Origin of the sequence: Kitasatospora sp. NPDC057223 (assembly GCF_042669755.1) — a bacterium.
GTDB lineage: Bacteria > Actinomycetota > Actinomycetes > Streptomycetales > Streptomycetaceae > Kitasatospora.
The window spans coordinates 1-13,074 of sequence record NZ_JBHUWW010000183.1; the positions used below are offsets into that span (position 1 = coordinate 1).

Annotated in this window: 11 protein-coding genes; all 11 read right to left on the reverse strand. The window is 75.2% G+C overall.

All coding sequences use genetic code 11. From position 1 onward, the window contains the following. Positions 1–64: 64 nt before the first annotated feature. Positions 65–1,720, reverse strand: a complete 1,656-nt coding sequence (locus tag ACFUK0_RS36785) for a BBE domain-containing protein (RefSeq protein WP_380257780.1) — start codon at positions 1,718–1,720, stop codon at positions 65–67. Positions 1,721–1,830: 110 nt separating this feature from the next. After that, positions 1,831–3,339, reverse strand: a complete 1,509-nt coding sequence (locus tag ACFUK0_RS36790; protein WP_380257782.1) for an ABC transporter ATP-binding protein — start codon at positions 3,337–3,339, stop codon at positions 1,831–1,833. Beyond that, positions 3,336–4,154 (reverse strand): ABC transporter permease subunit, encoded by an 819-nt coding sequence (locus ACFUK0_RS36795; protein WP_380257784.1) that lies wholly within the window; start codon positions 4,152–4,154, stop codon positions 3,336–3,338. The genes ACFUK0_RS36790 and ACFUK0_RS36795 overlap by 4 nt, the downstream gene beginning before the upstream one ends. 26 nt (positions 4,155–4,180) lie before the next feature. Then, positions 4,181–5,152, reverse strand: a complete 972-nt coding sequence (locus tag ACFUK0_RS36800) for an ABC transporter permease (RefSeq protein ID WP_380257786.1) — start codon at positions 5,150–5,152, stop codon at positions 4,181–4,183. Beyond that, positions 5,149–6,705: an ABC transporter substrate-binding protein gene (locus ACFUK0_RS36805; RefSeq protein ID WP_380257788.1), complete on the reverse strand. Its 1,557-nt coding sequence runs from the start codon at positions 6,703–6,705 to the stop codon at positions 5,149–5,151. The genes ACFUK0_RS36800 and ACFUK0_RS36805 overlap by 4 nt, the downstream gene beginning before the upstream one ends. A gap of 12 nt (positions 6,706–6,717) precedes the next feature. After that, positions 6,718–7,527, reverse strand: a complete 810-nt coding sequence (locus tag ACFUK0_RS36810; RefSeq protein WP_380257790.1) for a class I SAM-dependent methyltransferase — start codon at positions 7,525–7,527, stop codon at positions 6,718–6,720. Further along, positions 7,524–8,750: an MFS transporter gene (locus tag ACFUK0_RS36815; protein WP_380257792.1), complete on the reverse strand. Its 1,227-nt coding sequence runs from the start codon at positions 8,748–8,750 to the stop codon at positions 7,524–7,526. The genes ACFUK0_RS36810 and ACFUK0_RS36815 overlap by 4 nt, the downstream gene beginning before the upstream one ends. After that, on the reverse strand, positions 8,747–9,793 hold the full coding sequence (locus tag ACFUK0_RS36820; protein WP_380257794.1) for a dipeptide epimerase: 1,047 nt from the start codon (positions 9,791–9,793) through the stop codon (positions 8,747–8,749). The genes ACFUK0_RS36815 and ACFUK0_RS36820 overlap by 4 nt, the downstream gene beginning before the upstream one ends. Next, positions 9,790–10,863: a PLP-dependent cysteine synthase family protein gene (locus tag ACFUK0_RS36825; RefSeq protein WP_380257796.1), complete on the reverse strand. Its 1,074-nt coding sequence runs from the start codon at positions 10,861–10,863 to the stop codon at positions 9,790–9,792. The genes ACFUK0_RS36820 and ACFUK0_RS36825 overlap by 4 nt, the downstream gene beginning before the upstream one ends. Beyond that, positions 10,860–11,663: a Rossmann-like domain-containing protein gene (locus tag ACFUK0_RS36830; protein WP_380257798.1), complete on the reverse strand. Its 804-nt coding sequence runs from the start codon at positions 11,661–11,663 to the stop codon at positions 10,860–10,862. Before ACFUK0_RS36830 ends, ACFUK0_RS36825 begins: the two co-directional genes overlap by 4 nt. Then, complete coding sequence (locus tag ACFUK0_RS36835; protein ID WP_380257800.1) at positions 11,660–12,931, reverse strand: ATP-grasp domain-containing protein; 1,272 nt, start codon at positions 12,929–12,931, stop codon at positions 11,660–11,662. The genes ACFUK0_RS36830 and ACFUK0_RS36835 overlap by 4 nt, the downstream gene beginning before the upstream one ends. Between the last annotated feature and the right edge of the window lie 143 nt (positions 12,932–13,074).

Consider the following 13,074-nt stretch of genomic DNA (forward strand, 5'->3'; position numbering starts at 1 on the left):
CTCCACGGCCCGGCCGTGGAGATTCCGGCCCGGTCCGGCCGCCGGAGGCCGCTCCCGCTCGTCCTCAGTCCGGTGCGACGACGGACTGCGCGTGGTGGAAGACGTTCTGCTGGTCCCAGGTGCGCTTCGCCAGCTGGAGCCGCGCGTAGTTCTGCTTGTAGTACAGCCGGGGGTACTGCGGCGCCGGATCGGCGGTGGTACCGAGGTCGACGTCCGGGTAGTTGACGTAGCAGCCGTCCGTGCCGAGGTCGTGGCCCGGGTCGCTGATCTCGGGCACGCCGCCCGTCTCGGCGTAGGTGTCCTGGTAGAGGCCCCGGAGGAAGTCCAGGTGGGCGTCGTCCTGGGCGGGTACGGTCCAGTACGTCTGGTACTGCAGCTTCATGCAGGAGTCCCGCTGCGGGACGGCCGTGGCGCACGGGTCTACGGCGTTGACCCGGCCCCCGTAGGAGTCGATCTGGACCAGGGTCTGCGTCAGGTCCACCCCCGGCACGTCCTTGGTGAGCCACGTCCAGACCGCGCCGATGTTGTGGTCGGAGAAGGGCTTGCGGTGGTACGCCGACTTGTACTTGCCGCGCTGGTTGGCACCCGAGCCGTTGAGGGTCTGGGTCGCCTGCAGCCACGGCATCTGACGGCGCCGGTCCGGGTACGGCAGGAAGAGCCCGCCGGCGCTGTCCGTCTGGACGGTCGCCGGAGTGGTGAGCCCCGCCTCCATCGCGCTCAGGTACTCGTCGAGCGGGCCGGTGTCCTCGCCGGCCCACTGGCTGAACAGGGCGATGTTGCCGTTCGTCCGGTGGGTGAGCTTCAGGATGCTGAACAGCCCCTGGTAGACCGGCTCGTCGGGCCCGCTGTGGGCGGCGAAGAACTCGCCGAAGTTCTTCATCAGCCGGGTGAAGTCCTCCGGCCGCTTCAGGATCTCGGCCCAGGGCCAGGCGATGCTGCTGAGCCAGACCCGCGCCGGCGGCCTCGGCAGGCTCTCGGCGAAGTAGTACCGCAGGACGACCCCGAAGTTCCCGCCCCCGCCGCCGGTGTGCGCCCAGAACAGGTGCGCGGTGTCCGAGCCCGCCGGGTCCGAGCGGTGCGCGCTGGTCACCTCGGCCCGGCCGTCCCTGACCGTGACGACGTCGACCTGGGTGAGGTGATCGACGGTGAGCCCGTCCCGCCGGTTGAGGCAGCCGTAGCCGCCGCCGCAGATGTGCCCGCCCGCGCCGACCGAGTAGCAGGACCCGGCGGGCACCGTCACGTCGTACTTGCGGAACAGCTCCGTGTACATGTCCCAGACGGTGGCGCCGGCCTCCACGCAGTAGGCCGCCGCGCCGTACTTGTCGGTGGTGCGGTACACCCCCTTCCGGGTGCTGAGATCCAGAATGGCGCCGCCGGTGTTCTCCACGAAGTCCTCGTAGCAGTGCCCGCCGCTGCGCACGGTGGGCCGCAGGCCACGCTGAAGGGCCTCCCGGACGGCGGAGACCGCGCTCCGGTCGTCGGTGACCAGCTGGATGTACGCGGGCTCGCTCGTCCAGCGCTGGTTGAAGCCCTGGCTGAGGGTCTCGTAGCGGCCGTCCCCGGGGAGGACCCGCAGGTCACCGGAGTCGGACGGGCCGCCGGGCCCGGGGACGGCGGGGACCGCCCGGGCGGGCGCGACACCGAGCGCGGTCACCGACGCCCCGGCCGCGACCGCCCCCGCGGTGCTCAGGAGTCCGCGTCGGGAAATCTCGTGATCCACGTGTCGACTCGCCTTCAGCAGAATTGGACAGGTATGGGCCGCACAGGACGGCCGGCAGGCAGGGCGGAGGCAGGCGCCTGCATTCGGTCATTCGCTGACGAAGCTTCAAATCAAGCGGATTCCCGGCGAATTGAAGCTAGCACCGTTGATTCGCCGGTGTCCGCCGCGACACTCCGCCCGCGCTGCTTGCCGAGCACATTCGCGGCCGGCCCCTCCTCGACGATCCGTCCGGCGTCGAGCACCGCCGCGCGGTCCGCGACCGCCGCCGCGGCGAGATCGTGGGTGATCAACAGGACGGTCAGGCCGGTCCGTTCGCGCAGCTCCGCGAGCAGGCCGAGGATCGAGCGGGTGTTCGCCCCGTCCAGGCCGGAGGTGATCTCGTCGCAGACCAGGACCCGCGGCGCGGCCGCCAGGGCCCGTGCCAGTGCGGCCCGTTGCAGCTCCCCGCCGGAGAGCTCGGCCGGCCGGCGGGCGGTGAGGGCGGCGGGGAGCCCCACCTCCGCCAGCAGCCGCCGCGCCGAGTCGGCGGCCCTCGAACGGCTCAGCCCGTGCAGGCGGACGGCGGTACGGGCCACCTGGGCGGCCACCGGACGGTGCTCGTCGAAGGCCGCGCGGGCGTCCTGGAACACGTACTGCACGGAGGCGAGTTCGGCGCGCGAGCGGCTGCGCAGGCTCGGCGGGAGCGGGCGGCCGTCGACGGTCACCGGGCCCCGCAGGCTGCTGTGCAGGCCTGCCACGCAGCGGCCGAGCGTCGTCTTCCCGCTGCCCGAGGGGCCGATCAGCGCCAGGCACTCGCCCGCGCCCACGGTGAGGCCGACCCCGTGCAGGGCCCGCACTCCGTCGGGGTGGTGGGCGTCCAGCGGTCCGACGGCCAGCCTGGCGACGGGGGCGACGGGGGCGACGGGGGCGGAGCCGGGAGCAGGGGCAGGGGCAGGGGCAGGAACGGGGGCGGGGGCGCCGAGCAGCTTCGCCGCCGGGCCGGAGCGGGCCGTCCGGCCGTCCGCCATGAACACCACGTCGTCGGCCAACGCCCGCACCACGTCCAGGTCGTGGCTGAGCAGCAGGATTCCGGTGCCGCCGGCCGCGACCGCCGCCAGCTCCTCGACGACGAGCCGTTTGGTCAGCGGGTCCTGGCCGGTGGTGGGCTCGTCGGCGACGATCACCCGGGCGCCGGCCAGCAGTGCCTGGGCCAGCACGACCCGCTGCTGCTGGCCGCCGGACAGCTGGTGGGGGAAGCGGCGCAGTACCTCGGCGGGGTCGGCGAGGCGCGCGCGGAGCAGGGCCGCGCGCACCTCGGCCGGGCCGCCGCCGCGCAGCCGGGCGATGTCCGCCAGCAGGGCGCCGACCCGGCGGGCCGGGTTGAGCGCCGCGGCCGGCTGCTGCGGCAGGTAGCCGACGCCGTCGGCGGGCACGCCGATCCGGCCCGAGACGACGGCGCCGGGCGGGTACTCGCCGAGCAGGGCGAGACCGGTCGTGGTCTTGCCGCTGCCGGAGGCTCCGAGCAGCGCGGTGACCCGGCCCGGGTACACCCGCAGGTTCACCCCCGCCACGATCGGGCGGCCGCCGACCTCCACCCGCAGGTCGGTCAACTCGGCCACCGGTCGCAAGAGTTCGGTCATCGGGAATCCTTCCGGTGGCCGCGTTGCAGGGCGGCGTCGAGCAGCAGGCCGGTGCCGGTCGAGAGCGCGGCGATCAACGCGGCGGGTACCACCACCGCGAGCGGCTGGAGTGCCAGGCCGGGCCGGTTGCGGTCGACCATCACGGCCCAGTCGGCGGCGTCCGGCTGCACGCCGACCCCGAGGAACGCGGCCGTGCCGACCAGGTGGAGTGCGCCGACCAGCCGGGTGCCGGCGTCCGCGGCCAGCGTTCGGCGCAGCGAACGGACGGTGTAGCCGAGGGCGACGCGCACCCAGGTCTCGCCCTGCATCCGCATCGCCTCCACCGCCGGGCGGGCGGCGACCTCGACGGCGGCCGCCTGCACCACCCGGGCGGCGTCCGGGACGGCGACCGCTGCCACCAGCAGGCTCAGCGCGGCCGGGCCGGGTGCCGCCGCCGAGGCCACCACCAGGACGAGGACGAGGGAGGGCACCGCACTCAGCCCGTCCAGCGGACGCATCAGCGACTCCTCCAGCCACCGGCGCCGGGTGAGCGCGGCCGACAGGCCGAGCGGGACGGCGACCGCGTACGTCAGACCGGTCGCCGCCAGCGCGACCACGGCGACGGAGCGTCCGCCCAGCAGCACCTGCCGCCAGGCGTCGCGGCCGGTGAAGTCGGTGCCGAGCCAGTGGCCTGCGCCCGGCGTGAAGGAGACGCCGCGTGGCCCGGCCGGGCCGGCGGCGAGCGGCCCGAGCAGGGCGAGCAGCAGCGGGACGGCGACCAGCGCGGCGCCGAGGGCGTAGCGGCGGCGGTGGCCGTTCACGGGGCCGCTGTTCACATGGTGGCTGTTCGCGCGGCGGCCCTTCACGCGGCGGCCGTCGAGCGCGGGGCGAGGCGGCGGGCGACGAGGTCCGCCCCGAGGTTGAGGCCGACGGTGAGCAGGCCGAACACCAGGGCCAGTGCCTGGACGACCGGTACGTCCCGGGCCGCGACGGCGTCGAGCAGGACGGTGCCGAGGCCCGGGATCACGAACAGCGTCTCCACCACGACCACTCCGGACAGCAGCCAGTCGACGGTGCGGGCGAGCTGCTGCGTCGCGGGTGCGAGCGCGCCGGGCAGTGCGTGGGCCCAGCGGATCCGCGTCTCGGAGACTCCGTGGCGGCGGGCCTGTGCGACGTACGGCGAGGCCAGCGCCTCGATCATGCCGGCCCGGACGAGCCGGCTGATCGAGCCGACCGGGCGGGCCAGCAGCACCAGCACCGGCAGTACGAGGACGGCCGGATCCGCCCCGATGCCGCCGATCGCGGTCGGCGGCAGCCAGCCGAGCCGCAGCGCGAGGACGGTGCTGAGCAGCACGCCGAGGGCGAACTCCGGTACGGCGTGGACGGCGAGGGTGACCGTGCTGACCAGCCGGTCGAGCGGGCCGCCCTCGCGCTGCGCGGCCAGCACGCCGAGCGACACCGACAGCGGCACCAGCAGGGCGACGGTGAGGGCGGCCAGCAGGGCCGTCGGCGGCAGGCCTCGCAGGAGAACCGACCCGACGGGTCGTCCGCTGACGAGCGAGGTGCCCAGTTCGCCCCGCGAGAGCTGCCCGAGCCAGTGCAGGAAGCGTTCCGGGGCGGGTTCGTCCAGGTGCATCGCCGCCCGGATGACGGCGATCCGGCGCGGGTCGGGGTCGTCCCCGGCGAAGGCGGTGGCCGCATCGCCCGGGAGGGCTTCGGTGAGTACGAAGACCAGGGCGGGCACCGCCGCCGACTGCCCCGCGCCGATCAGCAGCCGGCGGCCCGCCCAGCTCCGGGGCAGCAGGCGCGGCCAAGGCCTCGGCGGGTTCCTCACGCGAGGCCGACCCGGTCGAATCGGGCCCAGTCGAGGGTGTTGGCCGGTGCGTTCCGGTCCACTCCGCGGACGTTCGGCGCGGTGGCGACGATCCAGTCGGCGAAGCCCCAGACCAGGAAGCCGCCCTCGTCGTGGAGCCGGCGCTGCATGCGCTCGTAGAGCGCGGTTCGGGCGGTGACGTCCCGGGTGGACTGGGCCTGGGTGTAGAGGTCGTCGAAGCCGGGCTGCCGCCAGTGGGTGGCGTTGGTCGTGGAGCCGGAGAGCAGCCGCTGGGAGAGGTGGGACTCGATCGGCATCGCGCCGGAGCGGTAGGAGGCGAGCGTGCCGCCGTCCAGGATGTCCTTCCAGTAGGTCTCCCTGGTGCCGATCCTGACCTCCACCGTGACTCCGGCCCTGGCGGCCTGGTCCCGGAAGATGCCGGCGGCCTCGACGAAGCCCGCCGCCACCGGCGAGGTGTCCAGGGTGACCCTGAGGTTCTCGGCGCCGGCCTCGCGCAGCAGTGCCCGGGCCCCTTCGATGTCCTGCGTGCGCTGGGGCAGGCCCGCCGGGTAGTACTGGGTGTCCTTGCCGAAGAGGTCGTTGCCGATCTCGCCGGCGCCGGAGAGCGCGCCGTCGACGAGCTCCCTGCGGTCGGCGATCAGGAAGAACGCCTGGCGCACCCGCCGGTCGTCGAAGGGCGGCCGGTCGGTCTTCATCACGAAGCCCTGCATGGCGCTGTTCCGCAGCCGGATGACCTCGATCCGCCCCCGCCCCTGCTGGGCGCGGGCGGTGGCGGGGTTCAACTCGTGCGCGTAGTCGGCCTGTCCGCCGAGCAGGGCGCCGACCCGGGCCGACTCCTCGTTGGCGACGAGGAACTCCAGTTCGTCCAGCAGGGGTGCGCCCTCCCAGTAGTCGGGGTTGCGCGCCAGCAGCAGCGACCGGCCGGGTTCGAAGGAGACGAAGCGGAACGGTCCTGAACCGACCGGGCCGGTGAAGCCGTCGGCGCCGTCCGGCACGATGTAGGCGCCGAACGCGGCCAGCACGTTGGGGAACTCGGCGTACGGGCGCCTGAGCCGGAACTCGACCGTGCTCGCGTCCACGGCCCGGCTGGCGGTCAGGTCGACCGGCTCCAGCGACGCCCTGGCACGGAACGCCCGCCCCGGGTCGGCTATCCGGCGGTAGCTGTACAGGACGTCCGCGGCGGTGACCGGCCGGCCGTCGTGGAAGCTCGCCCGCCGCAGCCGGACGGTCCAGACGTCCAGCGTGTCGTTGGACTCCCAGCTCTCGGCCAGCCGGGGGACGGCCGCCAGGTCGGAGCCGTAGTCGGCGAGCTTGTCGAACAGTGCCTTGGCACGGGCGGCGTCCACGAAGAGGCTGGCGAGGTGCGGGTCCAGGGTCTCGGCGGCGCCGCCGCCGGCGAAGACGGCACGGAGCCGGCCGCCCTGCCGCTGTGGGGCGGCGTCGCCGGAGTCGGACCCGGATCCGGCGCCCGTGCCACAGCCGGCGGTGGCGAGGGTGAGTGCGGCGGCGCCGGTGGCGGCGAGGAGCTGTCGGCGGTGCAGCGGGTGCTTCACGGAGGGCTCGTTTCAGGTGGTGACGGTGGTGACGGCGGTGGCGGTGAGTCGGGCGACCAGGTGCAGCCGGTCGGCGTCGACGCTGTCGGCCGGGGCGTCGCCCTCGGCCCAGGCGGGCTCGGTGCGCGGGCCCGGCCGGTCGTGCAGGGCGAGGACCTCGAAGCCGTGGGCGGTGAGGAGGCGGCGCAGCTCCTGCGGGAACAGCAGCCGCCAGGCCGAGTGCTGCTCGACCGGCGGCGAGCCGTCGTCGGCCGTCCAGATCCGGGTACGGCGCAGGAGTTGGGCGGCGTGGTCGATCCGCAGGGTGGTCCGGGAGGTGTGGGTGACGCCGCGGTGGGTGACGGTGTCGGTGCGCGGGCTGCCCAGCTCGCCGGTGCGGCCGAGGAAGTAGGCGCCGTTGCGCATCTCGGCTATCAACAGGCCGCCCGGGGCCAGGTGTTCGCGGCACCGGTCGAGGAAGGCGTCCAGCTCGGCGTTGCTGTGGCAGTACAGCAGGGCGCTGTCCAGGCAGAGTGCGGCGTCGAACCGCCGGCCGAGGCCGAACTCCCGCATGTCGGCGAGCAGGTACTCCGGGCCGGGCCGCCGGCTGCGGGCGTGTGCGAGCATCGCGGGCGAGTTGTCGAGGGCGGTCACCCGCCGCCCGGCGCGGTGGTGCAGCCAGGCCGCGTCCCGGCCGGTGCCGCAGCCGATGTCGAGCACGGCCGGCCCGGCGCCGTACCGGCGCAGCAACGACTCGGCCCAGCGCGCGGCGAGATGGCCGGGGTCGGGGAAGCGCAGCTCGTACAGCTCGGGGGTGTCGGTGAGCAGGTTGCCGCCGGTCATCGGGATCCACTCGGCTCTCTGGTCGGTATCGGGTCGGGAGCGGGGTTAGGGGCGGGGAGCCGGCCGGCCCGCTGCAGCGCCGCGACGGCTGCCGCGCAGAGCAGGCCGACCGCGCAGCACAGCAGCCAGGGCGCCGCGCCGCCGGCGTCCATCGCCCGGCCCACCGCGGTGTTGCCGAGTGCGGCGGCCAGGCCGGAGACCACGTAGAACAGGCCGTAGTAGGTGCCGGTCAGCTCCGCGCGGCCGAAGGCGGGGATCAGCTCCAGGACGAAGGGCTGGGCCGTCATCACACCGGTGTGCAGGAGCAGCACGGTGAGCAGCAGGGCCGGCAGGCCGTCGGAGAGGAGCGGGGGCAGGAACGCCAGGCCCATCAGCAGCAGGCCGGCGGCGATCGGGCGCCCGCGGCTCGCGGTGGCCCGGAGCCGGCGGGTGATGCGCAGTTGGAGCGTCAGGTTGGCGACCGTGCTGGTGAGGAAGAGCAGGGCGACGGCGCTGTCCCGGCCGGTGGCGGCGCGGGCGCGGTCCGGCAGGAGCAGGTAGAGCTGGCTCTCCAGGACGTACAGGCCGACCAGGGCGAGGGCGAAGGCGAGGAAGCGGTGGTCGCCGGCCACCTCGCGCCAGTCGCCGAGGACGCGGGTCCGCGCCCGGGGTACCGGCCGGGCGGGCAGGGCCGCGCTCTGGGCGACCGTCAGGACGGCGAAGACCCCGGCGGCGGTGAGCGCCGCGGCCCGGAAGTCGACCAGCATCAGCGCGGTGCCGAGCAGTGGGCCCGCGAGGGCTCCGGTGGTGGCGAAGACGTTGAACAGGGCGAAGGCCTCGGCCTTCTGCGCACCGGCCTCCCGGGCGATGTAGGTGCGGACGGCGGGGTTGAACAGGGCCCCGGCGAGCCCGCTGAGGACCGCCGCCGAGATCAGCACCGGCAGCGTGTCGCCCAGCGCGAACAGGGCGAACCCGAGGGTGCGCAGGGCGCAGCCGGCGATGATGACGCCGCGTGCGCCGAGCCGGTCGGCCGCCGAGCCGCCGATGATGAACAGGCCCTGCTGGCTGAGGTTGCGGATGCCGAGCACCACGCCGACGGCGGCAGCCGAGAGGCCAAGGTCCTGCCCGAGGTGGACGGCGAGATAGGGGATGAGGAGGTAGAAGCCGGTGTTGACGCCCAGTTGGTTGACCAGCAGCAGCCGGACCGGCACTGGCAGGGCCCGGACGGAGCGCAGCGTTCTCATCCGTCCGCCTCCGGTGCCGGTGCCGGTACGGGGCGGACGCCGAGCCCGGCGCGGCCGGGTGCGCGGACGGTGCCGTGCTGCCCGCCGATGCCCTGCCACGGGTCGTGGGCGAGCAGCAGGTGTCCGTCCAGGTCGACCCAGCGGGCCCGGTCGGCCAGGTGGACGGCGGGTGCGATGCCGAGCGAACTGGCGGCCAGGCAGCCGAGCATGACGTCCGTGCCGGTGCCGCGCAGGGCCTCGCAGATCCGCAGGGCGGCGTTGGCTCCGCCGCACTTCGCGAGTTTGACGTTCACGCCGTGGACGCGGCCCGCCAGCCGGACGGCGTCCCGCAGGCCGGCGGCGTCCTCGTCGGCGATCACCGGCAGCGGCGAGACCTGGGCGAGGTCCGCCAGCGCGTCCGGGTCGCCGGGCGCGATCGGCTGCTCGACGGCCTCGACGCCGAGGTCGGCGAACCGCGGTATCAGCGCCCGCGCCTGCCGCGAGGTCCAGGCGCCGTTCGGGTCGAGCAGCAGGCGGGCCCCCGGCGCTCCGGCGCGGACGGCCTCGACCCGGGCCAGGTCCTCGGCCGGGTCGGCGCTGCCCGCCTTGATCTTGAGCAGGGTGAAGCCGGCGGCGGCGAGCCGCGCGGCCGCCGCGCCGGCCGCGGCCGGGCCGGTGATGCCGATGGTGCGGGCGGTGCCGGCGGCGGGCGCGTGCGGGGTGCCGAGCAACCGGTGCACGGGCAGCCCGGCCTGCTTGCCGGCCAGGTCGAGCAGTGCCGCCTCGATCGCGGCCCGCACGCCGGGCACCAGCCCGGGGTACCCGGCCGCGGCCGCCGCCAGCGGGTCGGTGACGGCCTCGATCCGGGGGCGGACGAGGGCGAGCTGCTGGTTGATCAGCTCGGTCGGCAGGCCCAGGTACTCGCTGCTGACCACCTCGCCGTACCCGGTGGAGCCGCCGTGCCGGAGGGTGACCACGACGGCGTCGCGGCCGGTCGTCACCGAGCGGGAGATCCGCAGCGGCTCGGCGAGCCGCAGCCGTACGGTGTGTGTCCCGAACTTCACGGTCGTACCTCCAGTGGATCGGCCACGACGCGGCAGCGGGCCCAGCCGGTGGCCTCCCCGGCGTCGGGGCGGGCGAGTTCGAGCGGGTGCGGAGCGGCGTGCTCCGGGCCGAGGCGGTGCAGCCGGCAGTAGGTGTCGTCGTAGATGGTGCCGAGGTAGCGGTGCGGGCCGTCCGGGAAGACGGTGGCGACGACGGCGTCCGGGTCGCTGCGGGCCGCCCAGGCGGCGACCAGGGCGACCGCGCCGGTGCTCCAACCGCCGCTGACGAAACAGCCCCTGGCCAGCCGGCGGCAGGCGTCGACGGCCTCGGCCGGGCCGACCCAGTGCACCTCGTCGAAGGCGCCGTAGGCCACGTTGCGGGGGTGGATGCTGCTGCCGAGGCCGCGCATCAGCCGGGGCCGGGCGGGCTGCCCGAAGATCGCCGAGCCGACCGAGTCGACGCCGACCACCCGCAGGGCGGGCCAGCGCCGGCGCAGCGTGGCGGCCAGTCCGGCGCTGTGGCCGCCGGTGCCGACACTGCACACCAGGACGTCCAGGTGGTCGAGTTCGCCGGTGATCTCGTCGGCCATCGCCTGGTAGCCGGCGCAGTTGTCGGCGTTGTTGTACTGGTCGGGCCAGTACGCGTCCGGGGTCCGGCCGAGCACCTCGCGCACCCGGGTGAGCCGGGCCGTCTGCCAGCCGCCGTGCCGGTCCGGGCGGTCGACGATCTCCAGGCCGGCACCGTACGAGCGGAGCAACTGCCTCATGGAGGGTTCGAGTTCGGCGTCCCCGATCAGCACGACGGGGTGGCCGAGCGCCTGCCCGGCGAAGGCGAGGCCGATCCCGAGGGTGCCCGAGGTCGACTCCACCACGGTGGCGCCGGGCCGCAGTTCGCCCCGGGCCCGGGCACCGCGCAGCATCGCCACGGCGGAGCGGGCCTTCATGCCGCCCGCACCGAGGCACTCCAGCTTCGCCCAGAAACCGGGCTGGGGGTGCGGCAGCGGGGTGCGGATGCGGGCGAGCGGGGTGCGGCCGAGCAGCGGCAGCAGGTCCGGGTTGGCCGGGTGGAGCAGCTCCGCGGGGGCGGTCACCGTTCACCGCCGTAGCGGTGCACGACGCCGGGGCCGCCGTCGAGCCAGAAGAACGGGTACGGCTCGGCGCACACCGCGCTCACCCCGGCGCCGATCAGCTGCGGCAGCACGGCGCTGCCGGTCTGCGCGAACAGCACCAGCGGCTTGCCGGTCGCGCGGGCGTGGCCGGCCAGCCGGTCGAGGCTGCCGTTGCCGAGGGTCATGCCGGAGGCCAGGATCGCGTCGCAGTGGTCGAGCAGGGCCACCGCGTCGGTGCGGACGGGCTCGCCCCACTCGGTGCTGCCGCCCTTGAGGTCGCACGGCAGGTAGCCGGTGCCGTGTTCACGGAGCTGCTCCAGCAGGGAGTTGACCACGCCGACCACCAGGACGGAGCGCACCCGGCCGAGCGGCAGCAGGGACACGACGGCGCGGGCCCTGGCCCGGGACTTGGCGAGCGAGCTGCCCGCGGCCAGCGGGTACGGGCGCGCGCCGTTGGCGGGGGTGTGCGGGCGGGCGAGCAGCAGCAGGGCGTCCAGCGCGGCGACCCGGACGGCCGGCAGCGGGTGGGCGAGCAGTTCGGCGACGGTGGCGCCCACGCAGTCGTCCGCCGCGGAGCCGGGCAGGCTGCCCGGTTCGACGGCGCAGGAGCCGACGGCCTCGCCGAGCCGCAGGCTGAGCACCTCGTTGCGGTAGCCGCCCGCGCGCCCGTCGTGGTGTACGGCCTGGCTGGTGGTGAAGGCGACGACGATCCGCTGCCGGGCGGGGTCGAGCCCGTAGCCGCCCGCGAGTGCCCGGTCGGTGAGCTCGTCCAGGTACGTCATGCCGGCACCGCCCGGCCGTCCGCGTAGCGCGGGGTCAGCCGGGCGAGCAGCCGCTCCGCCGCGCGGCCGGCGCCGTCGCCCGCGGCGTCGGTGGTCATCAGATGGCCCAGGTACTCGTTGTTGCTCACGGCCCGGCGCACCGCGCGCCCGGGGGCGGCGACGGTGCACTCCACCACGGACGGGTCCGCGCGGACGGCGTCGGCGCCGTCGACGGCGGCCAGGACGCCGTCGCGGTCGGGCAGTACGAAGGCGATGGCCGCGCTCCTCACGCCGGTCGCACGCGGTGCCAGGTCGGGGCGCCGGCCGAGGGCGAGGTCGACGGCCGCGGCGGCGAGGTCCGTACCGGTGACCCGGCGGACGAGTTCGGTGATCCGGTTGCCGGCCGGCCGCGGGTTGACCTCGACGACCCGGGGGCCCTGCGGCGTCAGCTTGATCTCGGTGTGGGCGACCACCTGGTCGAGCCCGAGCGCCCGGACGGCGGCGACGGCGGTGCCTGCGGCGGCCGCGGCGAGTGCGGGCGCGAGGTCCGCCGGAAAGAGGTGGCCGGTCTCGATGAAGGCGGGGGCGCCGCCGACGGTCTTGCCGGTCACTCCGACGACATGCACCTCACCGGCCGAGGAGACCGTCTCGACGCTCACCTCGGGCCCGGTCAGCAGCTCCTCCAGCAGGACGGCCGGCTCCCGCAGCTGGCCCCGGGCGTTCACCGGGAGGCCGGTCAGCACCCGGTGGGCGTCGGCGAGTTCGTCTTCGTCCTCGATGAGCGTGACGTACATCCCGGCGCACAGGTCCACCGGCTTGAGGACGAGCGGGTAGCCGAGGTCGCGGGCGGCGGCGGCCGTCGCGGCCCAGTCCCGGCAGAGCGCGTGGCGCGGGCCGGGGACACCGGCCGCGGCGAGCTCGCGGCGGGTCAGGTCCTTGCGGCAGGCGGCGCGGACGGCGGCGGGGCGCGGGCCGGGCAGGCCGAGGTGCTCGGCGACGGCCGCGACGGCCGGCAGGTAGTAGTCGCAGGACGAGAGCACCCCGTCGAACCCGAGTGCGGCGTGCAGCCGGGCCACGTGGGGGAGCAGGGCCGGCAGGTCGTTGGTGTCGGCGGTGAGGATGTTCTCCGCCGCGAGCAGGGCGTGCGGGCCCTCGCCGGGCGGGCCGTGCAGGTAGTGGTTCAGATCGCGGGTCAGGAAGGTGAAGCGGTGCCCGCCCTCGCCGATCGCCTTCGGCAGCAGGCGGCTCATCGAGCCGACCCAGCTCTCGACCACCAACAGGTGTGCCATGGAAGCTCCTTCTCGGTTCGCCGGCAGGGGCCGGCGCCGGAAGCGAACTTATCGGTATCCGTTGTCATTTTCAATAAGGAGCCGCAGGCGGTGTGCCGGACACAACGCAGCCACCCGGGTCCGCGAGGTGCGGGCCCGGGTGG

What these genes read in the sequence shown, in the direction of transcription:
- ACFUK0_RS36830 (WP_380257798.1), bottom strand. Translation starts at nt 11,663, where the DNA reads ATGACGTACCTGGACGAGCTCACCGACCGGGCACTCGCGGGCGGCTAC.
- ACFUK0_RS36815 (WP_380257792.1), bottom strand. Translation starts at nt 8,750, where the DNA reads ATGAGAACGCTGCGCTCCGTCCGGGCCCTGCCAGTGCCGGTCCGGCTG.
- ACFUK0_RS36810 (WP_380257790.1), bottom strand. Translation starts at nt 7,527, where the DNA reads ATGACCGGCGGCAACCTGCTCACCGACACCCCCGAGCTGTACGAGCTG.
- ACFUK0_RS36835 (WP_380257800.1), bottom strand. Translation starts at nt 12,931, where the DNA reads ATGGCACACCTGTTGGTGGTCGAGAGCTGGGTCGGCTCGATGAGCCGC.
- ACFUK0_RS36790 (WP_380257782.1), bottom strand. Translation starts at nt 3,339, where the DNA reads ATGACCGAACTCTTGCGACCGGTGGCCGAGTTGACCGACCTGCGGGTG.